Source organism: Polaromonas sp. Polasp52 (genome assembly GCF_059491565.1).
In genome coordinates this window covers 2350047-2374362 of sequence record NZ_CP168513.1, presented here as the reverse complement: position 1 = coordinate 2374362, position 24316 = coordinate 2350047, and the positions used below count along the sequence as shown (strand labels likewise).

Below are 24316 nucleotides of genomic sequence, written 5' to 3'. Positions count from 1 at the left end.
GGAAGCAAAGTGGCTGTGTTCATGCTGACATCACATTCATCACGAGTTTGTCGCCCTCGTCGCCCGGGACGAGCCGCACCTGTGTGGGCTTGCCGGCCATGCCGGGCGGCAGGGGGTGTTCGCTGGTGCGGTAGACGCCGGCGATCGACAGCAGCTCGGCCTCCAGCGCCAGCGAGAAGATGCGCGCCTCGGTGTTGCCGCGCGCGCCGGCCATGGCCTTGCCGCGCAGTGGCGCATAGACATGGATGTGGCCGTCGGCAATCACTTCGGCGCCGGCATTGACCATGGCCAGCACCACCAGGTCGCGGCCGCGCGCATAAACCTGCTGGCCGGAGCGCAAGGGCTTGTCGACGACCAGGGCACCCAGCGGTGCGGCCGGGATAGGAGCAACAGTTACAACAGGCGCCGGCGCGGCCACTGCGGGCCGCGGCGGCACCAGGTGCGCATCGGGCACGGGCAGCAGGCCGGCCTGCAGGGCCGCCGCCATTTGCGCGGGGCTGCCGCCCTTGGCCGTGAGGGGCACCAGCTGGTAGCTGCCCAGCAGGCTGATCAGGGCCGGAAAGTCGATGTCACCGGCCGCCGGCGGCAAGGGCGAGAGGTCGACCATCAGCGCGTCCTGGTCGAAGAAGTCGGGGATGTCGCCAAAGCGCGCTTCCAGTTCGCGTGCCAGCGCGACGAGGTCGGTGGACTTGAGCAGCAAGGCCACCAGGGGCAGGTTGGCGCTTTTGATTTCAAAGGTGGCGGGAGTGGTGGCCTGGAGGGCGACGGTCATAGGCGCATGGGCGGAAGAGGCCGGCGTGTGCGGCAAATGAAAAGATGGCCGAGGGTAGCCCGTGAAGTGCGGGATTGAGCCGCACGCTTTGTCGCAGTTGTGAGCGGGTGAAACGCGTAAAAGCCGCGTGCACGGCCTTGGTGCGCTGGCGCCGTCCATCGCCGTCCATCACCGGAAAGCGTTTTGGCATTGAATGCATGCGGCCCGCACCCATATGCAGTGCTCATTACCGGAACCCTGTTCATGAACTTCCTGCCGCTGGCGCTTGTAACCGCGCTGCTCCATGTTTACATTGGCGCACGCCTTGTTCCCGGGCTCCAGGCCCTTCCCCTTGTCCAGTGGCTGCTCATCATCGGCCTGGCGCTGTCGGCGCTGCTGATGCCGCTGGGCCTGATGGCCGGGCGTGTGGCCAAACAGCCGCTTGCCGATGTGCTGACCTGGGTGGGGTTGCTGTTCATGGGCCTGTTCTCGTCCCTGTTTGTGCTGACGCTGGCGCGCGACGCCGGCTTGCTGCTGCTGTGGTTGGCCGACCTGCTGGTGCCAGGCCAGTTGCCACTGGCCTGGCTGCGCATCGCCTCGGCCGAAGCCGTGCCGCTGCTGGGCCTGCTGGTCACCCTGCTGGGTTTTTTGAATGCGCGGCGCACCGCGGCCGTGGTCAGAGTCGACGTGCCCATCAAGGGCCTGCCGCCCGCGCTGCAGGGATTTACCCTGGCGCAGCTCAGCGACATCCATGTGGGGCCGACCATCAAGCAGCAATACCTGCGCCGCATTGTCGACAAGGTCAACGCGCTGGACGCCGACGTGGTGGCCATCACCGGCGACCTGGTGGACGGCAAGGTCGGCGAGCTCGCGGCCCACACCGCGCCGCTGGCGGACTTGAAGTCGCGCCACGGCACCTTTTTTGTGACCGGCAACCACGAGTACTACTCGGGCGCCCACGCCTGGGTGGACGAGCTGCGCCGCCTGGGCCTGACGGTGCTGATGAACGAACATGTCGTGATCCGCCGGCCGGGCCAGAACGGCAAGCCGCTGGTGCTGGCCGGTGTGACGGACTACAGCGCCGGCCACTTCGACCCGGCCCACCGCAGCGACCCCGAAGCGGCCTTGTCAGGCGCGCCGCTGGACGCCGTGCGCGTGCTGCTGGCCCACCAGCCGCGCAGCGCGGCTGCGGCCGCCAAAGCGGGTTTTGATTTACAGCTGTCGGGCCACACGCATGGCGGGCAGTTCTATCCGTGGAACCTGTTTGTGCGGTTTCAGCAGCCGTTCACGGCGGGTTTGCACAAGCTGCAGAACCTATGGGTTTATACGAGTCGCGGGACGGGATATTGGGGGCCGCCCAAACGGTTTGGGGCGCCGTCCGAGATTACGGCTTTGAGGCTGGTGGCGGGGTAGCCTGGCTTGACCGGGTCTTGCTCCGGCGCGCGCGCTTTCCCGGAAGAGCACCCCTCTTGAACTCCACCAGCCACCCCGTTACCCTCACCGCCATGCTCCAAACTTATGTTCTCCGCCTGAGCCCGGGCCAGGACCTCCGTGCCGCCTTGAGCACCACCTTCGCCGAACTGCAGGCGGAACAGAACACCACCGCGGCCTGCATCATCTCGGCCGTGGGCAGCCTGTCCCAAGCCGTCTTGCGCTATGCAGCCGAACCTGAGGGCACGGTGCTGGTGGAGCCGCTGGAACTGATCACCTTGTCAGGCACGCTGAGCGCCGACGGCGTGCATCTGCATGCCAGCGTGGCGACGGCGCGTGGCGAGATGCGCGGCGGCCATGTGATGCCGGGCTGTGTGGTGCGGACCACGGCGGAAATCGTGCTGGCGCCTTTGCCGGGCTGGGTGTTCACGCGTGAGCGTGATGCACAAACCGGTTTCAAGGAGCTGGTGGCAAAGCCTGTAGGCCGGGCCTGACGGCGCGGCCGGCGTTCCGGCCATGGTTTTGGGCTTTGATCGGCGTACAGTGAAAGGCAACAAGCCTTGCAAGGGCATCCATGCGGCTTGATGAAGGAGTCATTCATGGCCATGCGAAAAATCCACCCCATCCCCCTGGCGCTTGGCACGGCGCTGGCCTTGCTGGCCGGGCCCATGGCGCAGGCGCAAACCACAGCGCCAACACCTGCGGCGGAGCCGGGCGCCGTGCAACAGCCCGCCGTGCCTTTGAAGAACCCGCTGAACCGCAACCCGGCGCGCCGCGCGCTGCCGCCGGACAACTCCATTCCACCGCCGGACCCGCGCGATTCGACATCACGGCCCACACTGCCGCCTGTCAGCCGCGATGGGCGTGACACGGTGGTGCCGCCCGAGGCGCCGGCATCGGACGCGCGCAGGCCTTAGCGTTTCTTGGTTGCTGCTTAGAGCGAAAGCGATGGGCTGCCGGCGCGACCGGGGCCTGGTGCCCGGGGCGCATGGGCTTTGTGGCCTATGAGGCTGCGGCCCTTGCGGTAGCGCTGCGGCGCTGCCTGTTTTTGCAGCAGGCGGCGCCGTGCGAGGCGCGCGGGGTGGAAGACCTGTTCGTAGTACGCCAGCCACTGCTGTTCGCCGGCATCCAGGGCCGGTGCATCCTGCGGGTCGGCGGCCGGGCCGAAGCGCAGTGCGGCCAGGCCCTCGCCGGGTGGTTTTGCGTCCGCCGCAAAGTCCTGCGGGCCCAGGTAGTCGGACTCGACGCTGCCCCCGGGGGTGAGGATGGCCCAGCGCATCAGGGAAAAGCGCTTGGCGAAAGTGGGCGCCACGGCTTCGACAATGTGGTGTTCAGGCTCGTACCAGGCGACGTGCAGCGGCCCGGCAAGGGGGCGAGCCCTGAAGCTGTCGTCCTGCACCGAGCGAAAGCGCAGCTGGGCTTTCATCTTGCGGATGTCCTCGCGCACCTCGTCGGCCATCTGGCGGGCCTGGTCCATGTCGGCGTCCTGTGGTGTGTGGCGCAGTTCGGGTTCATGCACCAGGCGCCACAGCAGGCGGTAGAGCAGCTGAAAGCGCTGCGGGTTGCGGTGCAGCACGGCGGCCTGGCACAGCGCGAGGAATTCGGGCGGCACGCTGACGGCGGGCGCGTCGCTGAAGGCCGGGCTGTGTGCGCTGCCGGCGGCCTGCGGGGCTTGGGGTGTTGGCGCATCGCCGCATTGCCAGCTGACCTGCGCGGGCAGGATGTTCTGCGCCAGCAGGCCGCGCGCGGCACGGCGAAAACCTTCGAAGTCCGTCTGGCCGCGCAACGCGACGGGCAGCGCGGCCTGGGGAAAGAGGTCGGTCGTCAGCAGGTCATTCATCACGCCCATGCGATACATCCTTTCTTCTTCACGGTCTGACTTCATGGTGCCGCCGCGGGTTCAGGCGCGGCTGTAGGCAAAGAAGCCGACTTCCCGGGTGCGGGCGGCGCATCGCCGGGAAAGAGAAAACCAAAAGCACTGTATTAATATACAGTAGTTTGGGTTCATGAGCACAGAGCCTGGGCCCAAAACCCTGGTGGCATGTCGCTTTGGCGCCTAAACCAGCTTGAAACCGCCTGGCTGCGGGCCCGCGCGGCTCAGCGCGTGGCGGGGTGGGCGTTTCGCGGGGGCTGGGCCGCCCTGGCCGCGCGGGCCAGTTTTCTGGCATGGGCTTCCATCACCGCATAGACCGCCGTGGCAATGCCCAGCGGCGCCAGGTAATAGATGAGGCGGTAGGCCACCAGGGCGGCGAGTAGCTCGGCCTGCGGCATCAGGTGCGAGAGCAGGGCGACAAACACCGCCTCCAGCACGCCCAGGCCGGCGGGGATGTGGGTGATGACGCCGGCCACCGCCGCCAGCAGCAGCACGCTGGCGACGGCGGAGAACTCGATGCGGTGCTGCAGCAGGATGTACAGGATGCCCGACATGATGAGCCAGTTGCCGGCGCCCATCAGCAACTGAAGGATGGCCAGCCGCGGCGAGGGCAGCTCCAGGGTGTGGCCGCGCACTATGTAGTGGCGCCGGCGCGTGAAGGCGCAAATGCCCAGGTAGCCGGCGGCCGCCGCCAGCAGCGCCAGGCCGGCCAGGCGCAGGTAGCTGGCGGTGACGGGCCAGTCCGCCGGCAAGGTGGGCGGGTGCAGGCTGAACACCAGGCCGGCCAGCAGCACATAACCCATCCAGTTGGCCAGCATGCTGATGGACATGACGCGGGTGATGGCGCCGGGCTTGAGGCCCAGGCGCGAGTACAGGCGAAAGCGAAAGGCCACGCCGCCCACCAGCGAGCCGAGGTTGAGGTTGAAGGCGTAGCTGGTGAAGGTCACCAGCATCACGGTGGAGGCCCTGAGCTTGTGGTGCGTGTAGTGCCGGCCCAGCAAGTCAAAGCAGCTGTACAGCGTGAAGCTGGCCGCGGCCAGGGCCACGGCGCCCCAGGCGGCGCTGAGGGGGTAGTCCGCCAGTGAGCTGAGCACCTCGCCCCATTCAATGCTGCGCACCTGCGACGCCAGCAAGGCGGCCACCAGCGCAAAAAACACGGCGGTGGCGCCGCGCCTGAGCCAGGGCCACCAGGGGCGGCCGCGCAGGGGGCTGCGGCTTGAAGCCATCAGGCGCTCACACGGGTTTGGCCTGGCCCACCGGCTTGGGGTCGCGGCCGGTGGTGCCGGCCTTGGCGGGAAGCTCCTGGCCGGCGGGCGTGATGCGCGGCGTGTGCGCGGGCAGCCAGCCGGCCCAGGCCGGGTAGCGGCGCAGCAGGTGGAACACAAAGTAGCTGCGCACGGTGCGCCACCAGCTGGGTTCCACCAGGCTTTCATGGGTCACCTGTTTGCAGCTGTGCCGGATCAGGGCCTCCAGCCGCGCGCCCAGCTCGCTGTTGAAGCCCGGGTCGCGTATGACGACGTTGGCCTCCAGGTTCAGCGAGAGGCTGAGCGGGTCCAGGTTGCTGGAGCCCACGGTGGCCCAGTCGTCATCGATGACGGCCACCTTGCCGTGCAGCGGCCGCTCGCAGTATTCGTAGATGCGCACGCCGGCGTCCAGCAGGTGGTGGTAAAGCATGCTGGCGGCGGTCTTGACGATGGCCATGTCGGGCTCGCCCTGCAGGATCAGGCGCACGTCCACGCCGCGCCGCGCGGCGTGGCGCATTTCCCTGAGCAGCCGGTAGCCGGGGAAGAAGTAGGCGTTGGCGATGACCACGCGCTTGCGCGCCGTGCGCAGGGCCGCGCGGTAGTGGCGCTCGATGTCGTTGGTGTGCTTGCGGTTGTCGCGCGTGACAAAAAGCGCGGAGGCCTCGCCCACCGGCGCGGGAATGCTGTCGCCGCGCCAGGCGCCGGCCAGCGAACGCGCGCGGTCGGAAAAGCGCTCGCGCAGGCCGTGCAGCGGCTCGGCGCCGGCATTGCGCTGGCCGGCGGCCAGGGCGCGAAGCACAAAGCCGTGGATGTCGGCCACCAGCGGGCCTTCGATCTCAACGGCGTAGTCCTGCTTGGCCTGGGGCCCGAAGTCGGCCAGATGGTCGGCCGAGTAGTTGATGCCGCCCACGAAGGCGCGCTCGCCGTCGACCACCACGATCTTGCGGTGCATGCGGCGAAACAGGTTGGTGCGCCAGCCCCAGAGCCTGGGGCCCGGGTCGAACACATGCACGCGCACGCCGGCGCGCGTGAGGGTGGAAATGAATTCGGGCGACAGGTCGGGGGAGCCGTAGCCGTCTATGGTCACGTCGACCTGCACGCCGCGCCGCGCGGCCTGGTGCAGGGCCGCGTGCAGCTCTTCGCCGACCTTGTCTTCAAACAGGATGAAGGTTTCCAGCACGACTTCGCGTTTGGCGGCGGCGATGCACTCAAACACGCGCGGGAAAAACTCCTCGCCGTTCTCGAGCAGGTGGAACTGGTTGCCGCTGACCCACCTGGTCATGCTCAGAGCTCTATTTCTGCCGCCAAGGGCGCGTGGTCTGAGAGGTGCGACCAGGGCCGCAGCGGCAGCACGACGGGCGCATGGCCTATGGCGTTGCGCACATAGATGCGGTCCAGGCGCAGCAGGGGCAGGCGCGCGGGGAAGGTGCGCGCCGCGTGGCCGTTGGCCTGCACAAAAACCTCGTGCAGCTCGGCGCCTTTTTCAAGCCGCGCATGGGCGCGGTGGCGCCAGTCGTTGAAGTCGCCGGCCACCACCACGGGGGCGTGCGGCGGGATGTCCTTGCGCACCAGCTCGCACAGCATGTCCATCTGCTGCTCGCGGTGCGTTTCCATGAGGCCCAGGTGCACGCAGATGGCGTGCACGTTGACGCTGCGGCCGGGGATCTGCAGCTCGCAATGCAGCAGGCCGCGGCGCTCGGGGCCGCTGATGGAGACGTCGCGGTTTTCAAAACGCACGATGGGAAATTTCGACAGCACCGCGTTGCCGTGGTGGCCGTTGGTGTAGACGGCGTTGCGGCCGTAGGCGAACTGCGGCCAGATGGTGTCGGCCAGGAATTCGTAGTGCGGCGTGTCGGGGTAGTTGTCGAACTTGTCGGCGTGCTTGACGTGGTTGCCCGTCACTTCCTGCAGGAACACCACGTCCGCGCCCACGCTGCGCACCGCCTCGCGCAGCTCGGGCAGGATGAACTTGCGGTTGAAGAAGGTAAAGCCCTTGTGGATGTTGACCGTGAGCACCTTGAAGGAAAACGAGGACTCGGGGCTCACGGCCGCCAGCGCGGTCTGGGTGTCGGCCTCGACGGCGGCCATGTCGACGCGTGTGCCGGCTTTGGGCGGCCGGGTGGGCACGGCGACGGACAGCGCGTCGGGCGCGCGGCGGCGGGATGAGTCGGACGGAAGATTTTGCATAAGGCAGTCGGGGAAACGCGCAGGAGTGCGGCAGGCAGGAGGGCGGTCACCCGGACAGCCATTGTGGCCCCGCGCGTCTTTTCCCAGGTGTAGGACAGAAACTTATTTGTACACGAGCCTGGCTGACCCTTTCGTGTGAACAGTTTCACGGAAATGGGCGCAACCACACGCCGCGGGCGCAGTGTCCTACATGGCGCGGCGGGCCTCTCCGGCAAGTCCGCCGCGGCCCGGCCCCTAAATTGAAACCAGCCCCGCCATCACTTCAGGGCCTGTTTATCCAACACGCCTTATCCAATGGGGCCAACCGAAGAGGAAATCACCATGACGAAAATTTCAATGAAGTCCATTCCCGCAGCGGCCGCGATTGTTTCCGCCTTGTTGCTGGGCGCGCAAGTCCATGCGCAGACGGACACCACGACGCCGCCCGGAAGCACCAAGGTACAGGACCAGGTTGCGGCGGCGCCTGCGGGCGGTCCGGCCACGACGCCTGAAGCACGCACGGCCGCCAAGGCCGACCGCGCGGTCGCCAGGGCCGAAAAGCGCGAGAAACGCGCGGCCAAACGTGCCCGGAACTCCGCCGCGCGTGATGCCGCCGCGACCTCGACCGGCGGCGCGCAAGGCCCTGCGAAGGGCGACAACCATTAAGACCGCCGATCCGCTTCGGGGCGGCGTGCTGATCCACGGCCCCGGGCGGCCCTGCCGGGTGGGTTGCCATGTTGAGCAAGCCCATCGTTTTTGAAGGAGATAAAAATGTCCAAGTTCTTGATTCGTTCGATTCCCGGCGCCGTGGCGCTGACCCTGGCGGCCGCGCTGGCCGCACCCGGCGCTTTTGCGCAAAGCCTGGGTGTCGGCGTGGGTGTGGGCGCTGGCGCGGGCCTGAGTGGCAACCGGACCAGCGGCGATGCCGGCCTGGGCGTGAACCTGGGTGTCAATGCCGGCCAGAACGCCAATATTGATGCTTCCACCCGCGCGAATGCGGGCGGCGGTGGCGACAGCGGCTCCGGCGCAACTGCCGGCCGTGTGGGCGCAGGGCTGGGTGCCAATGTTTCAGGTGCCGCCCAGGGTGCCGGCGACCTGAGCAGCCGGGCCACGGGCGCTGTGGACGACAGCGCACGCGCCACCGGCCGGGCCGTGGCCCGCACGGGCAGCGCCGTGAAGAGCGGCGCCAAGCGCACCTACAACGGCGTGAGCAGCGGCGTGGGCAGCCTCCAGGGCGGCGTGCAGGGCAGTGTCCAGGGTGGCGCGGCCGTCAGCGGCGGCGCCCACTAAAAGCAGAAGCCTGGGCCGGCCGTTCGCGGCCGGCGCCATTGACCTTGCAAGGCCGGGCGCGGGCATGTCCCGCGGCCCGGCTTTTTGCTGCCTGTTCATGACCAGGCGCACAAAAAAGCCCGCACCGGTTTGCCGTGCGGGCTTGGCGAAGGCGCTGGCTTAGCCTTTTTGCGGGGCGGGGCCGCCGTGCTCGCGGTGGCCGCCGCGCGGGCCGTGTTTTTTGTGCTCGGCATCAAAGGTTTTTTGCTGCTCGGGGCTCAGCACGGCGTAAAAGGCTTTGGTGGCTTCGCCGCGCTTGTCCATGGCGGCGTTCATCTCGGCCATGTGCTGGGTGCGCATTTCTTTCATCTTGTCGATACGCTGGGGCGTGGTCAGCTTGTCGAACTCGGCGCGCTGCTCGGCCGTGGGGCGGGGGCCGCGTGCGGGCGGCTGCATGGCGGCCGTGTAGCTGGTCCATGCGCCTTCCTGGGCCGGCGTGAGCTTGAGCTTGGCCTTGAGTTCGGCCTGGTGCTTGGCGATCATGGCCTGCATCTTGGCGGGGTCATGGCGGCCCATGCGTTCGCCGTGCGCGCCAGCGGGAGGCGGCGATCCGGCCGGCGGCGCGGGAGGTGTTTGTGCCATGGCGCCGGCGCCCGCTGTTGCCAGCAAGCCGGCCAGGACGAGGCTGTTGAGGGAAGCGGAGGGCTTGAATGCGAATTTCATGGGGACTTCCTTTCGAAGAGAAGGTGCCTGAAATCCGCGGCCGCGACATGCGGCTCGGCTTCAGGTTGAAGGCAAGTGTGGCGCCCGTCTGTATCCCCGCCGTTGCCCGAGCGATGAGGGTTTGTAAAGTTTTGGGAAAAAGCTCACCCCTATCGGCACTCACTTTGTGTAGTGCCTTTTCCCCTTGCAGGGGACGGCGCCTTGCGGCCGGCAAAGCCGGACCGCGGCCCCCGCTGGTGGATTGGCACACCCCTATCGGCATTCACTTCGTGTAATGCCTTTTCCCCTTGCGGGGGACGGCGCCTGCGGCCTGGCAAAGCCAGTTCCGCGGCCCCTGCTTGGTCAAGCCGGGCTGCGCCTCCCTGCTGGCGTCAGGTCGTGCCGTGCAGCAGGGTTTCAAACAGATCGTCGCCGCCCATTTGCCCGCCTTTGAGCATGATCTCCAGGCCGTCAAGCGCGGTCTCGTCGCTGTGCAGGCGGCACAGGGCCACGCCGGGCGCGAGCTGGGCGGCATAGGACAGGCCCCAGGCCTTGAGCGCCTGCACCGCCAGGCTGGAGGTGTCGCCGCCGGCAATGCCCAGGCGGCGCAGGGGCACGGACTGCAGCACGCGCGCGAGCAGGGCGCCGCTGGCCTGGGCCAGCGCGCGGCCGTCCACGGTGCCGACGGGCGCAAGCCCCGGCGCCGAGGTGCAGGCCAGCACATGGCGGCCCTGGGCCAGCAGCGCCGTGACCTGCCCGGACATCTGCTGTGCGTAGGCCGTGTCGCTGCCGAGGCGGGCGGCGTCGAGCGCGACCTGCCGGTAGGAGCTTGCGCCCTGGACCTGGCGCGCCGTCACGGGCGACAGGCTCCCGGCCAGCACCAGCACCGGGCCTGTCGCCGCGGCGATGCGGGGCGGCGCCGCTTCGGTGCCTGCCTGCCGCCAGTGCGCGGCCAGGGCCTGCACCACGCTGCTGGGCCCCGCGGCGAGCAGGCGCTGCTGTTGCGCCCGTTGCCAGATCAGCCGGCCCACGCTGGCCAGGTGGCCTTCATGGGCGACGTCCAGCAGCACCGCGTCGGGCTCGCGGGCCAGCAAGCCGGCCAGCTGGCGGTCCAGCGCCTGGGCGTCCTGCGCGTAGTCGGGATAGTCCATGCCGGCGACCTGCGCCAGGCCCTGCGCGGCCAGGTGGCGCCGCAGGTCGGCCTCGTGCATGGGTGTGATGGGGTGCCGGCTCATGGTCGGGTGGCGGTCGAGCCGGTGCATGGACGCGCCGGCGCCGGCGAACAGGTTGCCGAACACGCAGTAGCGCCTGAGGTTGGGCTGGCCGCCGACGATGGGCACAAAGGGATTGCCGGCGTGCGGCCGCAGTATGCGGATGGCCGCGCCTATGCTGCCGACTTCGGGGGCGCTGTCAAAGGTCGAGCAGGTCTTGTAGTGCATGACGGGCGCGCCCAGGCGCGCGAACAGGCGGCCCACGGGTTCGAGCTCGGTGCGCATTTCATCGGGGCTCATGGCGCGTGCGGCGCCAGCAATGCCCAGGCAGTCCAGCGGGCCGGCGCGTTCGAGTTGCGCGTCCGTGGGCAGGCCCAGGAACAGCAGGCTGCGCAGGCCGGCGCGCGCGGCCGTGGCCAGGGTGTCGGTGGCGCCCGTAAAGTCGTCGCCGTAGTAGGCGATCTTCAATGAGCCCTCGTCAGCGGCCATCGTTTATTTGCCGAAGAAAGCCAGCGCCGCCGCGAGTTCCGGCGCGCCGCGCGCGTGGTCGGCCAGCGCCACGCCGGCGCGCGCGGCTTCCCAGGCCTGGCGAATGCTGGCCACGCCGGCCGCGGGGCCGCCCGGGTGCGCGAGTATGCCGCCGCCGGACATGAACAGCAGGTCGTCGCTTTTGACGGCGGCCCAGGTGGCGGGCACGGTGCCGGCCCATTGGCCCGACGAGAAGGCCGGCATGACGCGGTCGTCGAAGGCTTCGGTCAGCGGCGTGTAGCAGTCCTGCGCGGACTCGATCACTTCCTCATCGGCCTGCGAGAACTTGCCTTGCAGGCCGTGCACATGCATGTGGTCGACGCCGGCCAGGCGCCACAGCGTCTGGTAGGCCTGGAAGGACATGCCCAGCAGCGGGTGCCGCGACAGCGCGCCGTAGCCGTTGCGGTGGCCGTGGATGGCCAGGCCAGTGTGGCGGCGCAAGGTCTGCATGCCCGAATGGCCGCACCAGTTGAGGCTGGCCATGACGCAGCTGCCGCCTTCGCGCTCGACCAGGTCGGCGTGGCGCTTCATCGCGTCGGTTTCGTCGGTGATGTTGAAGGCCACCATGACGTGTTTGCCGGTGCGCTGCTGGTGTTCGCGCACCACGGCCATCACGGCCGGCACGCGTTCGCCCAGCGGCGCATGAGTGGGGTTGGCGCAGACCTCGTCGTCCTTGATGAAGTCCACACCGGCGGCGCACAGGCGCGCCACGAGCTCGGCGGTCTGCGCCGCGCTGAAGCCGACATTGGGCTTGATGATGGTGCCGACCAGCGCGCCCGTGGCCACGCCCGTGGCCTTGCGCGTGCCGTCGATGCCGACACGCGGCATGTCGAAGAAGGCGCGGTAGCCGGCGGGCAGCTTGAGGCTTTCCAGGCGCAGGCCGCTGGCCTCGCCGAGGTCGTAGAGATTGCCCGACACGGTGGCGGCCAGGGTCGGCAGGTTGGCGCCCACATTGGCGACCGGAAAGGAGATGCGCACACGTGCGCGGCGCCAGGGGCCCGTGTGGCCCTTGCGTTCCAGCAAGGCATTGGGCAGGCTGGGCGCGTTGACCGCCTCGAGTTCATCGATCTGCTCGACGGTGGCGCGCGCGCGCCGGCGCAGCTCGTCGGTTTCGCCTTCGACGCGCGTGAAGGTGCCGCAGGACTGTTCGCCCGCCATGACTTCGGCGACCTGCGCGGGCGCCAACGGGGTTTCGATCAGGTAGGTGGCCTCAAAGCGGTCGGCTTGCATCGCGGGGCTCAGAGTTTGCTCAGGTCAGGAAAGGGCCGCACCGGCTCGCTGCCGTCCCAGCCTTCGCTCGAGGCGCGTATCAGGTCGAACATCTTGCCCTTGGGGCCGGCGACTTCGGACAGCTCGATCACGGTGCCGGGGTGGTATTCGGTGTCGAAGTAGATGAAGCGGCCCTTTTCGCCGACCTCGCCGCTCATGACGGGTTTGAAGCCTTGCCTGAGCAGGCGCGCCAGGTCGGCGTCGTAGTCGCTGGTCCAGTAGGCGACGTGCTGCAGGCCGGTGCGGCCGGCGCGCAGGAAGTCGCGGTACATGGAAGGCACGTCGTTGCGCGTCTGGATCAGCTCGACCTGCACAAAGCCCGAGTTGGCCAGCGCAACCGAGTTGTGCGGTTCGTGCGATTCACCGTTGTAGCGGTAGTTTTTGATGGGCACCTTGGGGTTGTAAAACCAGGGGCCCACGCCCAGGGTTTTGCTCCAGTAGTCCATCGCGGCCTCGATGTCGGGCACGACGTAGCCCAGCTGGCGGATCTCGCCAAAAAATTTGCTCATGTTGTTTTGCTCCAGTGAAAGGGGAGGAAGTGGGGTTCAGGTTTTGAGGAAACCGGTGGAGAACCAGGGCACGGCCGCCACCAGGGCCAGGCCTATGAGCAGCGCGCCCATGTAAGCCCAGATGTAGGGAATGCCTTCGTCGGGGTCGACTTTGCTGACCGCGCAGGCACCGTAGTAGCCGACGCCGAAGGGCGGCGCGAACAGGCCTATGCCCATGGCGAAGATCACGACCATGGCGTAGTGCACGTCGTGCACGCCGACCATGCGGGCGATGGGAAACAGCAGGGGGCCGAACAGCACGATGGCGGGAATGCCCTCGAGCACGCTGCCCAGGACGACGAAGGCGACGATGGACACCGCGAGGAAACCGTAGGCGCCGCCGGGCAGGCTGCCCATGACGCGCGCCAGGTCCTGCGAGAAGCCCGACTGCGTGAGGCCCCAGGCCATGGCGGTGGCGCAGCCGATGATGAACATGATGGCGCCGGTCAGCGAGGCGGTCTCGATCAGCATGGGCATGAGGCGCCGCCACGGGAACTGGCGGTACAGGAAGAGCCCGGCCAGCACCGAGTAGACGATGCCTATGGTCGACACTTCGGTGGCCGTGGCCACGCCCTCGACCACCGCGGCGCGAATCACAAAGGGCAGGATGATGGCGGGCAGGGCGACCAGCAGCAGCTTGCCGATTTCACGCTTGCTGTGGCGCGCGACGCCGCTCAGGTCTTCATGGCGGTAGCGCCACCACACGACGGCGCACAGGGCCGCGCCCAGCACCACGGCCGGCAGCAGGCCGCCGGTGAACAGCGCGGCAATCGATACACCGGTGACCGAGCCTATGGTGATGAGCACGATGGAGGGCGGAATGGTTTCGGTCTGCGCGCCGGTGGCCGACAGCAGGGCCACCAGGTCGCCGGGCTTGGCGCCGCGCTTTTTCATTTCGGGAAACAGCACGGGCGCAATCGCCGCCATGTCGGCGATCTTGGAGCCCGATATGCCCGAGACCAGGTACATCGCGCCTATCAGCACATAACTGAGGCCGCCGCGCACGTGGCCCAGCAGGCTGGCCAGGAACTGGATCATGGCCTTGGCCATGCCGGTCATCTCGATCAGCGCGCCCAGGAAGATGAAGAGCGGCACCGCCAGCAAAATCATGTGTGACATGCCTTCGTCCATGCGGCCGACCATAACGAGCAGCGGCGTTGACGTGGTGAGTGCCAGGTAGCCGAAGGTAGCGAGCGCAAACGAGAACGCGATGGGCACACCCGACAGCACGGTGCTGGCGACGATGACGACAAAAAAGATGATCAGGTTGAGCTTGCCCAGCGGCTGCAGCAGCGGTTGCGCGAACCAGAAGAGCAAAACAACGGCAGCCGTGCCGGCCAGCGCGATGCCGGTTTGTTTGAAGGTGCTGATGCGCAGCAGCCGCAGCACGGCGACGATGACCATCAGCCCCATGCCCACGGGAATGGCCGAGGCGCGCCAGGCGTTGTTGACTTCCATCGCCGCGGTGACGATGAAGCTTTCTTCATAGGCGTATTCACCGGCCGGGTAGATCACCAGCACCAGGAAGGCGATGGAGGCGGTGATGGCAATCGTGTCGAGCAGCGCGCGGGTGTGCGGGCTGACGTTGTTGACGAGTGCCGTCATGCGCATGTGCTCGCCGCGGCGCAGCGCGACGACTGCGCCCAGCATGGACAGCCAAAGGAACATGATGGAGGCGAGCTCGTCCGACCAGACCAGCGGCGCATGGAAGACGTAGCGCGAGACCACACCGGCAAACAGCACGAAGATTTCGGCCAGCACCAGCGCGGCGGCGATGGACTCCACCACAGAGCCCAGGCCGCGGTCGGCCTTGTGCGCGAGGCCGCTCAGCGCGTTGGCGGGAGGGGCGTCGGCAGTGGGTTGTGGGGAGCCGTGGGACATGGGGTGAATCTCCGGAAAGAAGGCGAGAGAACGGACGCTACTGGTCTAGCTCCTTCCCCCGCTGGGGGAAGGTTGGGATGGGGGCCGGCGGCCTCGGCAAATGCGCTTGCTCCAGCGCCGCTGGCCCCCACCCCTGCCCTCCCCCAGCGGGGGAGGGAGTAAGAGAGGGGGAGAGATTCTTAAGCCAGCTTGCCTACCGACTGCTCCAGCAAGCCCCAGGCCTCGGCACCAAAACGCTCTTTCCACTCGCCATAGAAACCGGCTTCACGCAGCTTGGCGCGGAAGGTATCCGCTTGCGGGCGGTTGATCGTGAGGCCCTTCGATTGCAAATCGGCCACCACGGTTTCGTTGAGCTTTTTGATGTCCTCGCGCTGCTGCAGGCCGGCCTCGTTGATGGCGCGCGCCACGATGGTCTTGAGGTCTGCGGGCAATTTCTCCCAGGCGCGGCCGTTGGCGATGAACCAGTAGCCGTCCCAGATGTGGTTGGTCAGCGAGCAGAACTTCTGCACTTCGTACAGCTTGGCGACCTGGATGATGGGCAGCGGGTTTTCCTGCGCGTCGACGATCTTGGTTTGCAGCGAAGAGTAGACCTCGCTGAACTGCAGGCTGGCGGGCGCGGCGCCCAGGCCCTTGAACATGGAGATGGACAGCGGGCTGACCGGCACGCGTATCTTCAGGCCGTCCATGTCTTTGGCCGTGTTGACCGGCGCCTTGCTGCTGGTGGTCTGGCGGAAACCGTTGTCCCACATCTTTTCAAAGGCATAGAGGCGCGATTTGCTGATGGCTTCGCGCACGTGGGCGCCCAGCTTGCCATCCATGGCGCCCCAGACCTGGTTGTAGTCGCTGAAGGCAAAACCCACGGCATTGATGGCGGCCACCGGGACCAGCGTGGCGATGACCAGCGCCGAGGGCGTGAAGAACTCGATGCCGCCCGAGCGCACCTGGGCCAGCATGTCGGTGTCGCCGCCCAGCTGGTTGTTCGGGAAGATCTTGATCTCGACGCGGCCGTTGGTTTCCTTGAGGATGCGGTCGGCGGCCTGCTGGGCGCGTATGTTGAGCGGGTGGGTGACGGGCAGGTTGTTGCCGTACTTGTAGGAGAACTCGGCGGCGCGTGCCATGGAGGGCAGGGCGGCGGCGATGCCGGCGGCGGGAACGGCGGACAGGGTACGCAGCACGCTGCGGCGGGTGACTTCGGTCATGGTTTGTCTCCAGTTTTGTTTTGATGCGTTTTGATGCATCATCGGGCGAAAGCAGCGCAACGATAGGTTCATGGTGTTGAAGCGTCAAACGAGAAAAATGATGGAATTTGATGTATGAGGGTTATCCCTGATGGGTTGCAGGTACCGCAGCAGCGGGCACGCGTGGTGGACATTGCGCGGGCCGCCGGCGTTTCCACCGCCACTGTAGACCGGGTGTTGAACCAGCGCCCCGGCGTGCGCGGGGCCACCGCGCAAAAAGTGCTCAAGGCCGCGGCCGAGATGGACTACCTGCCGGAGACGGGGCTGTATGCCGCGCTGGCGGCGCCGCCCATGCGCCTGACCTTTTTGCTGCCCGACGGCAGCAACCGCTTTATCCGCATGCTGGGCGACACGGTGGGTTATTCGCAGGAGCACCTGACGCCCTTTAACGTGAAGTGCCGCACCGAGCTGTTTGAAAGCTTTAACCCGCAGCAGCTGGCCGCCAGCCTCTTGCAGCAGGGCAAGCGCAGCGAGGGCATTGCCTTCATGGCGCTGGAGCATCCGGCGGTGCGCGAGGCCGTCAGTGAACTGGCCGAAAAAGGCGTGCCCACCATCACGCTGATCTCGGACCTCTCGAGCTCGCAGCGCGCCGGTTATGTGGGCCTGGACAACCGGGCGGCCGGGCGCACCGCGGGCTACCTGCTGGGCCGCTTCATCGCGCCCGGCGCGCGCGGCGGCAAGGTGGCGCTGATCGCCGGTTCGCTGAGCTACCGCGCGCATGAGGAGCGCGAGGCCGGCTTCCTGCATGTGATCGAGGAGATGTTTCCGACACTGCAGGTGGTGGGCCTGCGCGAGGGGCACGACGATGCGCAGAAAAATTACGAACAGACGCGCACGCTGCTGGAGCAATACCCGGACCTGGCCGGCATCTACAACATAGGCGGCGCGTCCGACGGCGTGGCGCGCGCGCTCAAGGAAACGGGCCGCGAGCACAAGGTGGTTTTTATAGGCCACGGCCTCACGCCGGACACGCGCGCGATGCTGATAGATGGCAGCATGGACGCGGTGATCACCCAAAGCCCGCAGTCGGCCATGATGAGCTGCGTGCGCATGTTCACCAATTTGCGCGATGGGCGGGATGTGATGAGCGGGGTAGACGCGGTGCGTAGCCAGGTGATATTCAGGGAAAACCTCCCGTAATGCACACCCCTATCGGCACTCACTTCGTGTAGTGCCCTTTCCCCTTGCAGGGGACGGGCGCCTTGCGGCCGGCGGAGCCGGACCGCGGCCCCCACTGGTGGATTGGCACACCCCTATCGGCATTCACTTCGTGTAATGCCTTTTCCCCTTGCAGGGGACGGCGCCTGCGGCCTGGCAAAGCCAGTTCCGCGGCCCCCACGGGCTTGGACGACTTGTGACCTTGTTTATTTGCCATGCGGCCTGGGGGTGCCTACAATGGCCACAGCTTGTCGGGGTGCCAAGATTTTCTGAAAAGAATGTCGAGGCTGAGATCGCAGTATGCGAGACCCGCTGAACCTGATCGGGGTCATCCCCGCGTAGGGAACAACGCAATTGGCTCCGGTATTCCGTAGCGGCACCCCCAGAGGCCGCGCAAGGACCCTCCGGCTCCCCAGCAGGCACCCCACCTCCTGGAGAACCACATGGCCAAAACCCGACTCACCGTTGACACCCAAGACCTCACGGGGCGCATTACGCGCGCGCCCTTTCCCGGCTCGGCGAAGATTTACCTTGAGGGCTCGCGCCCCGACATCCGCGTGCCGTTTCGCGAGGTCACGCTGACCGACACCCTGGTGCACGAGGGCGCCGGCGAGCCGCGCCGTGAAGCCAACCCGCCGCTGCGCCTGTACGACGCCTCGGGCATTTACACCGACCCGGCTGCGCCCATAGACATCACGCGCGGCCTGCCGCCGCTGCGCGGCGCCTGGATCAACGAGCGCCAAGACACCGAGGCCCTGGCCGGCATCAGCAGCGCCTACGGCCGCCAGCGCCTGAACGACCCGGCCCTGGCCGCGCTGCGCATGGCGCATGCGCCCGTGCCGCGCCGCGCCAAGGCGGGCGCCAACGTGTCGCAAATGCATTACGCCCGCAAAGGCATCATCACCCCCGAGATGGAATACATCGCGGTGCGCGAAAACCTGGTGCGCGCGCAGCTGGCCGAGCGCCTGAAGACCGAGCGCATGCCCAAGGCCGGCCACTCCTTCAACGCCTCGATACCCAAAGAAATCACCGCCGAATTTGTGCGTGACGAAGTGGCGCGCGGCCGCGCCGTCATCCCCAACAACATCAACCACCCCGAGAGCGAGCCGATGATCATCGGCCGCAACTTCCTGATCAAGGTCAACGCCAACATCGGCAACTCGGCGGTCACCTCGAGCATCGAGGAAGAAGTCGACAAGCTGGTCTGGTCGATTCGCTGGGGCGCCGACACGGTGATGGACCTCTCGACCGGCGAGAACATCCATGAAACCCGGGAATGGATTTTGCGCAACTCGCCGGTGCCGATCGGCACGGTGCCGATTTACCAGGCGCTCGAAAAAGTCAACGGCAAGGCCGAGGACCTGACCTGGGAAATCTTCCGCGACACGCTGATCGAGCAGGCCGAGCAGGGCGTGGACTACTTCACCATCCATGCCGGCGTGCGCCTGGCCTATGTGCCGCTCACGGCCAACCGCCTGACGGGCATCGTCTCGCGCGGCGGCTCCATCATGGCCAAGTGGTGCCTGTCGCACCACAAGGAAAGCTTTTTGTACGAGCGCTTTGACGAGATCTGCGAGATCATGAAGGCCTACGACGTGTGCTTCTCGCTGGGCGATGGCCTGCGGCCCGGCTCGATTGCCGACGCCAACGACGAAGCGCAGTTTGCCGAGCTGCACACCCTGGGCGAGCTCACGCAGATGGCCTGGAAGCACGACGTGCAGGTGATGATCGAAGGCCCCGGCCATGTGCCGCTGCAGCTGGTGAAGGAAAACGTCGACAAGCAGCTCGAAGCCTGCTTCGAGGCGCCGTTCTACACGCTGGGCCCGCTGATCACCGACATCTCGCCCGGTTACGACCATATCTCTTCGGCCATGGGCGCGGCCAACATCGGCTGGTACGGCACGGCCATGCTGTGCTACGTGACGCCCAAGGAGCACCTGGGCCTGCCGAACCGCGACGACGTGAAGCAGGGCCTGATCGCCTACAAGATCGCCGCGCATGCGGGCGACCTGGCCAAGGGCTACCCGGGCGCGCAGATGTGGGACAACGCGGTGTCCAAGGCGCGTTTCGAGTTCCGCTGGGAAGACCAGTTCCGCCTGGCAATCGACCCTGACACGGCCATGGCCTACCACGACGAAACCCTGCCCAAGGAGAACGCCAAGGTCGCGCATTTCTGCTCCATGTGCGGGCCGAAGTTCTGCTCGATGAAGATTTCGCAGGAAGTGCGTGAATTCGCGCGGCTGAATCCGGCCACGACGACGCTGGCGCCAGCCGCCGGTACCATTCCCATCAAGCAGATCGCGACGGGCTTTGAGGAAAAGGCCAAGGAGTTCCGCGAAGGCGGCAGCGAGATTTATTCTTGAAATGAATAGTTTGCACATCGGCATTGCAGGCGCGGGCCTGGCGGGCCGCACGCTGGCCTGGCGCCTGCTGCGCGCCGGCTGCCGCGTGAGCCTGTTCGATGCGCGGGCGCGCGGCGACCTGGCCACGGCGTCCATGACGGCGGCGGCCATGCTCTCGCCGCTGGCCGAGCTTGCGGTGTCCGATGAGGCCGTGTTTGCGCTGGGCCAGCGCTCCATGCAGCTGTGGCCGCAGTGGATCAGCGAGCTGGCCGATCGGGGCCTGCCGGTGTATTTCCGGCGCGAGGGCACGCTGGTCGTCGCGCATGCGCCCGACCAGAGTTCGCTGGCGCATTTCACCGGCCTGCTGCTGCACAAGCTGCCCGAAGCCGCGCGCGCCCAGGTGCATACGCTGGACGCGGCCGCACTGGCCCAGGCCGAGCCGGCGCTGGCCGGGCGCTTCGGCCATGGCTTGATGCTGGACGGCGAGGGCCAGCTGGCCAACGACCAGTGGATGGCCGCATTGGCGACCGAGATAGACCGGCTGGGCGGCAGCTGGCTTGAAGGCCGGGCGGTCGATGCGGTCAAAGACGGCCATATTGAATGCGGCGGGCAAACCTACGATGTGGATGTGGCGGTCGATGCGCGCGGCGTGGGCGCGAAGGGCAGCTGGCCGCAGCTGCGCGGTGTGCGCGGCGAAGTGCTGACCGTCGAATGTGATGGTGTGAGCCTGCAGCGCCCGGTGCGCCTGATGCACCCGCGCTACCAGCTGTATGTGGCGCCGCGCCCCAACCACCAGTTTGTGGTCGGCGCGACCGAGCTGGAGTCGGAAGACACCGGGCCGGTGACCTTGCGCTCCACGCTGGAGCTGGGCAGTGCACTGCACAGCCTGCACCCGGCTTTTGGCGAGGCGCGGGTGCTGCGCCTGGCAGCGGCTTTGCGCCCGGCGCTCGATGATCACCGCCCAACGATTGCGCAGCGGCATGGCGTGTGGCACATCAACGGCCTGTATCGCCACGGCTACCTGTGCGCGCCGGCGCTGGTCGAGGACCTGGTTCATCAACTGTTGGGGCAGTGAAAATGGATGGCATGACAAGACTGAACATTTCGCTGAACGGCGAAACCATTCAAACCGACGCAGCCACCTTGCAGGCTTTGCTGCTGGCGCGTGGCTACCAGCTGCAAGGCGCGTTTGCCTGCGCGATCAACAACAGTTTTGTGCCGCGCCCCCAGTGGCCGGAGCGCGTCCTGAATAACGGCGACCGCATAGACATCGTCACCCCCATCACAGGAGGTTAAATGGACACGTCCATCACGTCATCCCCTATCGCCCACGGCAGCTCCTGGACCGTGGCTGGTATCACGCTGTCCAGCCGCTTTTTCCTGGGCACTTCGCATTACCCTTCGCCACAGGTGCTGGCCGACGCGGTGCGCGCCAGCGGCACCGAGGTGCTGACGGTGGGCCTGCGCCGGCTGCAGCCCGAGAGTGGCGGCGGCAACAGTTTCTGGCAGCGTGTGCAGGCCATGGGTTGCCGCATCCTGCCCAACACGGCGGGCTGCCACAGCGCCGAGGAGGCCGTCACGCTGGCGCAGATGGCGCGCGAGATTTTCGGCACGCCCTGGATCAAGCTGGAGGTCATAGGCGACGACTACACACTGCAGCCCGACACGGTGGCCACACTCGAAGCCGCGACCACGCTGGTGAAAGAAGGCTTTGCGGTGTTCGCCTACACCACCGACGACCTGGTGATGGCGCAGCGCCTGCATGCGGCCGGCTGCGCGGCGGTGATGCCCTGGGCCGCGCCGATTGGCACGGGCCGCGGGCCGCTCAACCCGTATGCGCTGGAGACCATGCGCCGGCGTTTGCCCGATGCGGTGCTGGTGGTCGATGCCGGCCTGGGCCGGCCCTCGCATGCCGCGCAGGTGATGGAGCTGGGCTTTGACGCCGTGCTGCTGAACACCGCGGTGGCGCAGGCGGGCGACCCGGTGCGCATGGCGCGCGCTTTTGCCGATGGTGTGGCGGCAGGCCGCGCCGCATATGAATCCACACCCATGCCCGAACGCGCGGCGGCGCAGGCTTCGACGCCCACGGTCGGTGTTCCCTTCTGGCATTCCCCTTGAGGCCCTCATGAATTCCTTTAAGCCCCTCACCGGCCCCATCGGTTTTTACCCCGTCGTTCCCGACGCCGCCTGGGTGCGGCGCCTGCTGGGCTGGGGTGTGCGCACGATCCAGCTGCGCATCAAGGCGGCGGACCACGATGTTGACGAGATCGCCTGGGAGGTGCGTACCGCGGTGGCGGCCGGGCGCGAAGTGCCGGGCGCACAGGTCTTTATCAACGACCACTGGGCGCTGGCGCTGGAGGCCGGCGCTTACGGCGTGCACCTGGGCCAGGAAGACCTGGACACGGCCGACATCGCGGCCCTGCGCAAGGCCGGCCTGCGCCTGGGCCTGAGCACGCACACGCCGGCCGAACTGGCACGGGCCAAGGCGGTGCAGCCTTCCTACCTCGCGATAGGTCCGATTTACCCGACCACGCTCAAAGTCATGCCTTATGAGCCTGTGGGCCTGGAGCGCCTGAAGTCATGGGCGCAGGATGCCGCGCCCTATCCGGTGGTGGCCATAGGCGGCATTTCGCTGGCGCTGATGCCGGGCGTGCTGGCCTGCGGCGTGGATGGCGTGGCGGTGGTCAGCGCGGTGACGCTGGCGGCCGACCCGCAGGAGGCCGCGCGCCAGGGCCTGGCCCTGGCGGCGCAGGCCCGCGGCACTTAAGCCGACAGCGCCGGGTAGTCGGTGTAGCCTTTTTCGCCGCCGCCGTAAAAGGTGTTTTTGTCGGGCGTGTTGAGCGGCGCCCTGGCGCGCAGGCGCTCCACCAGGTCGGGGTTGGCGATATAGGGCTTGCCGAAAGCCACGAGGTCGGCGCCGTCGGCCACGGCTTTTTCAGCCAGGTCCTGGTCGTAGCCGTTGTTGACCATCCAGGCGCCCTTGCCGCCGGCCTTGCGGTAGGCAGCCTTGAGCGCCGGGTAGTCAAAGGGCCGGTCGTCGATTTCACGCGGCCCGCCGGTGGCGCCTTCGATGACGTGGACATAGGCCAGGTTCAGGCTGGCGAGCTGCTTGACCACGTATTCAAACAAGGCCTGGGGCTTGCTGTCGTGCACGTCGTTGGCGGGGGTGACGGGCGACAGGCGTATGCCGGTGCGGCCACCGCCGACGGCGTCGGTCACGGCGCGCGTGACTTCCAGCAGCAGGCGGGCGCGGTTTTCGATGCTGCCGCCGTAGTCGTCGCGGCGGTGGTTGCTGCCGTCTTTGAGGAACTGGTCCAGCAGGTAGCCGTTGGCGCCGTGGATTTCCACGCCGTCAAAACCGGCGGTCTCGACCGCGTTGCGCGCCGCCGCCGCGAAGGTGTGCACGATGCCGGGGATTTCGCCGAGGTCGAGCGCGCGCGGCTCCGAGGTTTCGACAAAAGTCGGCACGCCGTCCTCGATCAGCACGGTCTTGGTCTTGGCGGTGATGGCCGAGGGCGCGACCGGCTTGCCGCCATTGGGTTGCAGCTTGTTGTGTGAGACGCGGCCCACATGCCACAGCTGCACGACGATCTTGCCACCTTTTTCATGCACCGCGTGGGTGACTTTTTTCCAGCTGTCGAGCTGCTCGCTGCCGTAGAGGCCCGGCACGTCGGCATAGCCCTGGCCCTGGTGGCTGATGGCCGTGGCCTCGGTGATCAGCAGGCCGGCGCTGGCGCGCTGGGCGTAATAGGTCCGGGCGATGGCCGGCGGCACGGCATTGGGTGAGCGGTTGCGCGTGAGCGGCGCCATGACGATGCGGTTGGCAAGGACGAGGTCACCGGCTTTGTTGGAGTCGAATAAGGTGGGCATGGCTTGGGTCCTGAAGGGCTGAATAAAAACAGGGCCAGTTTGGCCCTGTTTCGATTGGCTTGCCCAACACGGGTTGCTAAATCCGTGGTATTTGGAGCCCCGCCTATAGAACCAGCAGGGGCCGCGGAACCGGCTTTGCCGGGCCGCAGGCGCCGCCCCCTTGAGGGGGGAACAAGCTACACGAAGTGAGCCTGGACGGGGGTGTTACTTGGTCAAGCCTTCGTGCTTCATGGCTGCTTGAACCGCAGGCCGGGCCGCCATGCGCTCACGGAAGGCCGCCAGGTTGGCGAAACCCGAGATGTCCACGCCCACGCGCGGCGCCCAGTTGGTGACGGTGAAAAGATAGGGGTCGGCCACGCTGAAGCTGTCGCCCATCAGGTACTGCTTGCCGGCGAGCTGGCCGTCGACCCACTTCAGGCGCGACAGCAGCTTGTCGATGACGATGGTTTTGTACTCGGCCGGCGTGGCGGCGTTGAACAGCGGGCTGAAGCCCTTGTGCAGTTCGGTGCCGATGAAGGTCAGCCAGGACTGCATCTTGTAGCGATCCAGCGTGCCGTTGGCCGGCGCGAGTTTTTTCTCGGGCACCTGGTCGGCGATGTACTGCACGATGGCCGGGCCTTCGGCGATGCGCGTGCCGTCGTCGAGCTCGAGCAGGGGTACATAGCCCAGCGGATTGATGGTGTAGTAGTCGGTGCCGTCTTCGAGCTGGTGGGTCTTGGTGGGCGCCGCCACGTGCTCGAACTTCAGGCCGGACTCATGCAGCGTGATGTGCGGGGAGAGGGAGCAGGCGCCGGGGGAGTAATAAAGCTTCATGGTGTCTCGTCCTTTGGGGTGT

The 24316-nt window shown here is 67.2% G+C and carries 24 protein-coding genes and 1 riboswitch; of the genes, 11 read left to right on the top strand and 13 right to left on the bottom strand.

The window, feature by feature from the left end; all coding sequences use genetic code 11:
- Positions 1-19: 19 nt before the first annotated feature.
- A complete protein-coding gene (gene minC / locus ACEN9P_RS11160) occupies positions 20-772 on the bottom strand; it encodes a septum site-determining protein MinC (protein ID WP_495621985.1) in 753 nt (250 codons plus the stop codon).
- 243 nt (positions 773-1015) lie between these two features.
- On the opposite strand from minC, the gene ACEN9P_RS11155 reads away from it, so the two are divergent.
- The 3 genes from ACEN9P_RS11155 to ACEN9P_RS11145 all read left to right on the top strand — a co-directional run bounded on the left by ACEN9P_RS11155 (position 1016) and on the right by ACEN9P_RS11145 (position 3099).
- On the top strand, positions 1016-2164 hold the full coding sequence (locus tag ACEN9P_RS11155; protein ID WP_495621984.1) for a metallophosphoesterase: 1149 nt from the start codon (positions 1016-1018) through the stop codon (positions 2162-2164).
- Between the two features lie 92 nt (positions 2165-2256).
- Complete coding sequence (locus ACEN9P_RS11150) at positions 2257-2676, top strand: PPC domain-containing DNA-binding protein (RefSeq protein WP_495621983.1); 420 nt, start codon at positions 2257-2259, stop codon at positions 2674-2676.
- A 105-nt stretch (positions 2677-2781) separates the two neighbouring features.
- A complete protein-coding gene (locus tag ACEN9P_RS11145) occupies positions 2782-3099 on the top strand; it encodes a hypothetical protein (RefSeq protein WP_477664231.1) in 318 nt (105 codons plus the stop codon).
- Positions 3100-3116: 17 nt separating this feature from the next.
- Here the strand turns inward: ACEN9P_RS11145 and ACEN9P_RS11140 are convergent, their stop codons facing one another.
- The 4 genes from ACEN9P_RS11140 to ACEN9P_RS11125 all read right to left on the bottom strand — a co-directional run bounded on the left by ACEN9P_RS11140 (position 3117) and on the right by ACEN9P_RS11125 (position 7387).
- Entirely contained in the window at positions 3117-4067 is a 951-nt protein-coding gene (locus tag ACEN9P_RS11140) for a TIGR03915 family putative DNA repair protein (RefSeq protein ID WP_495621982.1), read from the bottom strand.
- A 212-nt stretch (positions 4068-4279) separates the two neighbouring features.
- Complete coding sequence (locus ACEN9P_RS11135) at positions 4280-5281, bottom strand: lysylphosphatidylglycerol synthase domain-containing protein (RefSeq protein WP_477664229.1); 1002 nt, start codon at positions 5279-5281, stop codon at positions 4280-4282.
- A 7-nt stretch (positions 5282-5288) separates the two neighbouring features.
- Positions 5289-6581, bottom strand: a complete 1293-nt coding sequence (gene clsB / locus ACEN9P_RS11130) for a cardiolipin synthase ClsB (RefSeq protein ID WP_495621981.1) — start codon at positions 6579-6581, stop codon at positions 5289-5291.
- Between the two features lie 2 nt (positions 6582-6583).
- Positions 6584-7387: an endonuclease/exonuclease/phosphatase family protein gene (locus ACEN9P_RS11125; protein ID WP_477664263.1), complete on the bottom strand. Its 804-nt coding sequence runs from the start codon at positions 7385-7387 to the stop codon at positions 6584-6586.
- Positions 7388-7807: 420 nt separating this feature from the next.
- Between ACEN9P_RS11125 and ACEN9P_RS11120 the strand changes: the two genes are divergently transcribed.
- Together ACEN9P_RS11120 and ACEN9P_RS11115 are read left to right on the top strand one after the other, a co-directional pair.
- On the top strand, positions 7808-8131 hold the full coding sequence (locus tag ACEN9P_RS11120) for a hypothetical protein (RefSeq protein WP_477664227.1): 324 nt from the start codon (positions 7808-7810) through the stop codon (positions 8129-8131).
- A gap of 105 nt (positions 8132-8236) precedes the next feature.
- Positions 8237-8755, top strand: coding sequence for a hypothetical protein (locus ACEN9P_RS11115; RefSeq protein ID WP_477664226.1), 519 nt, complete (start codon positions 8237-8239; stop codon positions 8753-8755).
- Positions 8756-8914: 159 nt separating this feature from the next.
- On the opposite strand, the gene ACEN9P_RS11110 is transcribed toward ACEN9P_RS11115, so the two are convergent.
- From ACEN9P_RS11110 to ACEN9P_RS11085, 6 genes are all read right to left on the bottom strand, one after another.
- Complete coding sequence (locus ACEN9P_RS11110; RefSeq protein WP_477664225.1) at positions 8915-9457, bottom strand: Spy/CpxP family protein refolding chaperone; 543 nt, start codon at positions 9455-9457, stop codon at positions 8915-8917.
- Positions 9458-9828: 371 nt separating this feature from the next.
- Entirely contained in the window at positions 9829-11136 is a 1308-nt protein-coding gene (locus ACEN9P_RS11105) for a four-carbon acid sugar kinase family protein (RefSeq protein ID WP_477701144.1), read from the bottom strand.
- A 3-nt stretch (positions 11137-11139) separates the two neighbouring features.
- On the bottom strand, positions 11140-12405 hold the full coding sequence (locus ACEN9P_RS11100; RefSeq protein WP_477662672.1) for a ribulose-bisphosphate carboxylase large subunit family protein: 1266 nt from the start codon (positions 12403-12405) through the stop codon (positions 11140-11142).
- An 8-nt stretch (positions 12406-12413) separates the two neighbouring features.
- Positions 12414-12953: a VOC family protein gene (locus ACEN9P_RS11095; RefSeq protein WP_477662671.1), complete on the bottom strand. Its 540-nt coding sequence runs from the start codon at positions 12951-12953 to the stop codon at positions 12414-12416.
- A gap of 36 nt (positions 12954-12989) precedes the next feature.
- Entirely contained in the window at positions 12990-14873 is a 1884-nt protein-coding gene (locus tag ACEN9P_RS11090) for a TRAP transporter large permease (RefSeq protein WP_495621980.1), read from the bottom strand.
- A gap of 179 nt (positions 14874-15052) precedes the next feature.
- On the bottom strand, positions 15053-16072 hold the full coding sequence (locus ACEN9P_RS11085; RefSeq protein ID WP_495621979.1) for a TRAP transporter substrate-binding protein: 1020 nt from the start codon (positions 16070-16072) through the stop codon (positions 15053-15055).
- A gap of 114 nt (positions 16073-16186) precedes the next feature.
- Here ACEN9P_RS11085 and ACEN9P_RS11080 point away from each other — a divergent pair, with 114 nt between their 5' ends.
- The 6 genes from ACEN9P_RS11080 (at position 16187) to thiE (ending at position 22378) form a co-directional block, all read left to right on the top strand.
- Entirely contained in the window at positions 16187-17251 is a 1065-nt protein-coding gene (locus ACEN9P_RS11080) for a LacI family DNA-binding transcriptional regulator (protein ID WP_495621978.1), read from the top strand.
- A gap of 260 nt (positions 17252-17511) precedes the next feature.
- Positions 17512-17631, top strand: a riboswitch (TPP riboswitch).
- Between the two features lie 81 nt (positions 17632-17712).
- Positions 17713-19632 carry a phosphomethylpyrimidine synthase ThiC gene (thiC, locus tag ACEN9P_RS11075; protein WP_495621977.1) on the top strand — a complete coding sequence of 640 codons (1920 nt, stop codon included), beginning with the start codon at positions 17713-17715 and terminating at the stop codon, positions 19630-19632.
- 1 nt (position 19633) lies between these two features.
- Positions 19634-20686 (top strand): glycine oxidase ThiO, encoded by a 1053-nt coding sequence (thiO, locus tag ACEN9P_RS11070; protein WP_477662666.1) that lies wholly within the window; start codon positions 19634-19636, stop codon positions 20684-20686.
- 11 nt (positions 20687-20697) lie between these two features.
- The gene (thiS, locus tag ACEN9P_RS11065) at positions 20698-20907 is read left to right on the top strand and encodes a sulfur carrier protein ThiS (RefSeq protein ID WP_477662665.1); all 210 of its coding nucleotides are present in this window, start codon (positions 20698-20700) and stop codon (positions 20905-20907) included.
- Complete coding sequence (locus ACEN9P_RS11060; RefSeq protein WP_477662664.1) at positions 20908-21729, top strand: thiazole synthase; 822 nt, start codon at positions 20908-20910, stop codon at positions 21727-21729.
- 7 nt (positions 21730-21736) lie between these two features.
- A complete protein-coding gene (thiE, locus tag ACEN9P_RS11055; RefSeq protein WP_495621976.1) occupies positions 21737-22378 on the top strand; it encodes a thiamine phosphate synthase in 642 nt (213 codons plus the stop codon).
- Here thiE and ACEN9P_RS11050 read toward each other — a convergent pair.
- Together ACEN9P_RS11050 and gstA are read right to left on the bottom strand one after the other, a co-directional pair.
- Positions 22375-23481 carry an alkene reductase gene (locus ACEN9P_RS11050; protein WP_477662662.1) on the bottom strand — a complete coding sequence of 369 codons (1107 nt, stop codon included), beginning with the start codon at positions 23479-23481 and terminating at the stop codon, positions 22375-22377. The genes thiE and ACEN9P_RS11050 overlap by 4 nt on opposite strands.
- Before the next feature lie 204 nt (positions 23482-23685).
- Positions 23686-24294, bottom strand: a complete 609-nt coding sequence (gene gstA, locus ACEN9P_RS11045; protein WP_477662661.1) for a glutathione transferase GstA — start codon at positions 24292-24294, stop codon at positions 23686-23688.
- Between the last annotated feature and the right edge of the window lie 22 nt (positions 24295-24316).

What these genes read in the sequence shown, in the direction of transcription:
- ACEN9P_RS11080 (WP_495621978.1), top strand. Translation starts at nt 16,187, where the DNA reads ATGAGGGTTATCCCTGATGGGTTGCAGGTACCGCAGCAGCGGGCACGC.
- thiS (WP_477662665.1), top strand. Translation starts at nt 20,698, where the DNA reads ATGACAAGACTGAACATTTCGCTGAACGGCGAAACCATTCAAACCGAC.
- ACEN9P_RS11145 (WP_477664231.1), top strand. Translation starts at nt 2,782, where the DNA reads ATGGCCATGCGAAAAATCCACCCCATCCCCCTGGCGCTTGGCACGGCG.
- ACEN9P_RS11140 (WP_495621982.1), bottom strand. Translation starts at nt 4,067, where the DNA reads ATGAAGTCAGACCGTGAAGAAGAAAGGATGTATCGCATGGGCGTGATG.
- thiE (WP_495621976.1), top strand. Translation starts at nt 21,737, where the DNA reads ATGAATTCCTTTAAGCCCCTCACCGGCCCCATCGGTTTTTACCCCGTC.
- ACEN9P_RS11105 (WP_477701144.1), bottom strand. Translation starts at nt 11,136, where the DNA reads ATGGCCGCTGACGAGGGCTCATTGAAGATCGCCTACTACGGCGACGAC.
- ACEN9P_RS11110 (WP_477664225.1), bottom strand. Translation starts at nt 9,457, where the DNA reads ATGAAATTCGCATTCAAGCCCTCCGCTTCCCTCAACAGCCTCGTCCTG.
- ACEN9P_RS11100 (WP_477662672.1), bottom strand. Translation starts at nt 12,405, where the DNA reads ATGCAAGCCGACCGCTTTGAGGCCACCTACCTGATCGAAACCCCGTTG.
- ACEN9P_RS11135 (WP_477664229.1), bottom strand. Translation starts at nt 5,281, where the DNA reads ATGGCTTCAAGCCGCAGCCCCCTGCGCGGCCGCCCCTGGTGGCCCTGG.
- ACEN9P_RS11120 (WP_477664227.1), top strand. Translation starts at nt 7,808, where the DNA reads ATGACGAAAATTTCAATGAAGTCCATTCCCGCAGCGGCCGCGATTGTT.
- clsB (WP_495621981.1), bottom strand. Translation starts at nt 6,581, where the DNA reads ATGACCAGGTGGGTCAGCGGCAACCAGTTCCACCTGCTCGAGAACGGC.
- ACEN9P_RS11125 (WP_477664263.1), bottom strand. Translation starts at nt 7,387, where the DNA reads ATGGCCGCCGTCGAGGCCGACACCCAGACCGCGCTGGCGGCCGTGAGC.
- ACEN9P_RS11085 (WP_495621979.1), bottom strand. Translation starts at nt 16,072, where the DNA reads ATGACCGAAGTCACCCGCCGCAGCGTGCTGCGTACCCTGTCCGCCGTT.
- ACEN9P_RS11155 (WP_495621984.1), top strand. Translation starts at nt 1,016, where the DNA reads ATGAACTTCCTGCCGCTGGCGCTTGTAACCGCGCTGCTCCATGTTTAC.
- ACEN9P_RS11060 (WP_477662664.1), top strand. Translation starts at nt 20,908, where the DNA reads ATGGACACGTCCATCACGTCATCCCCTATCGCCCACGGCAGCTCCTGG.
- thiO (WP_477662666.1), top strand. Translation starts at nt 19,634, where the DNA reads ATGAATAGTTTGCACATCGGCATTGCAGGCGCGGGCCTGGCGGGCCGC.
- ACEN9P_RS11050 (WP_477662662.1), bottom strand. Translation starts at nt 23,481, where the DNA reads ATGCCCACCTTATTCGACTCCAACAAAGCCGGTGACCTCGTCCTTGCC.
- ACEN9P_RS11090 (WP_495621980.1), bottom strand. Translation starts at nt 14,873, where the DNA reads ATGTCCCACGGCTCCCCACAACCCACTGCCGACGCCCCTCCCGCCAAC.
- minC (WP_495621985.1), bottom strand. Translation starts at nt 772, where the DNA reads ATGACCGTCGCCCTCCAGGCCACCACTCCCGCCACCTTTGAAATCAAA.
- gstA (WP_477662661.1), bottom strand. Translation starts at nt 24,294, where the DNA reads ATGAAGCTTTATTACTCCCCCGGCGCCTGCTCCCTCTCCCCGCACATC.
- ACEN9P_RS11095 (WP_477662671.1), bottom strand. Translation starts at nt 12,953, where the DNA reads ATGAGCAAATTTTTTGGCGAGATCCGCCAGCTGGGCTACGTCGTGCCC.
- ACEN9P_RS11115 (WP_477664226.1), top strand. Translation starts at nt 8,237, where the DNA reads ATGTCCAAGTTCTTGATTCGTTCGATTCCCGGCGCCGTGGCGCTGACC.
- ACEN9P_RS11150 (WP_495621983.1), top strand. Translation starts at nt 2,257, where the DNA reads ATGCTCCAAACTTATGTTCTCCGCCTGAGCCCGGGCCAGGACCTCCGT.
- thiC (WP_495621977.1), top strand. Translation starts at nt 17,713, where the DNA reads ATGGCCAAAACCCGACTCACCGTTGACACCCAAGACCTCACGGGGCGC.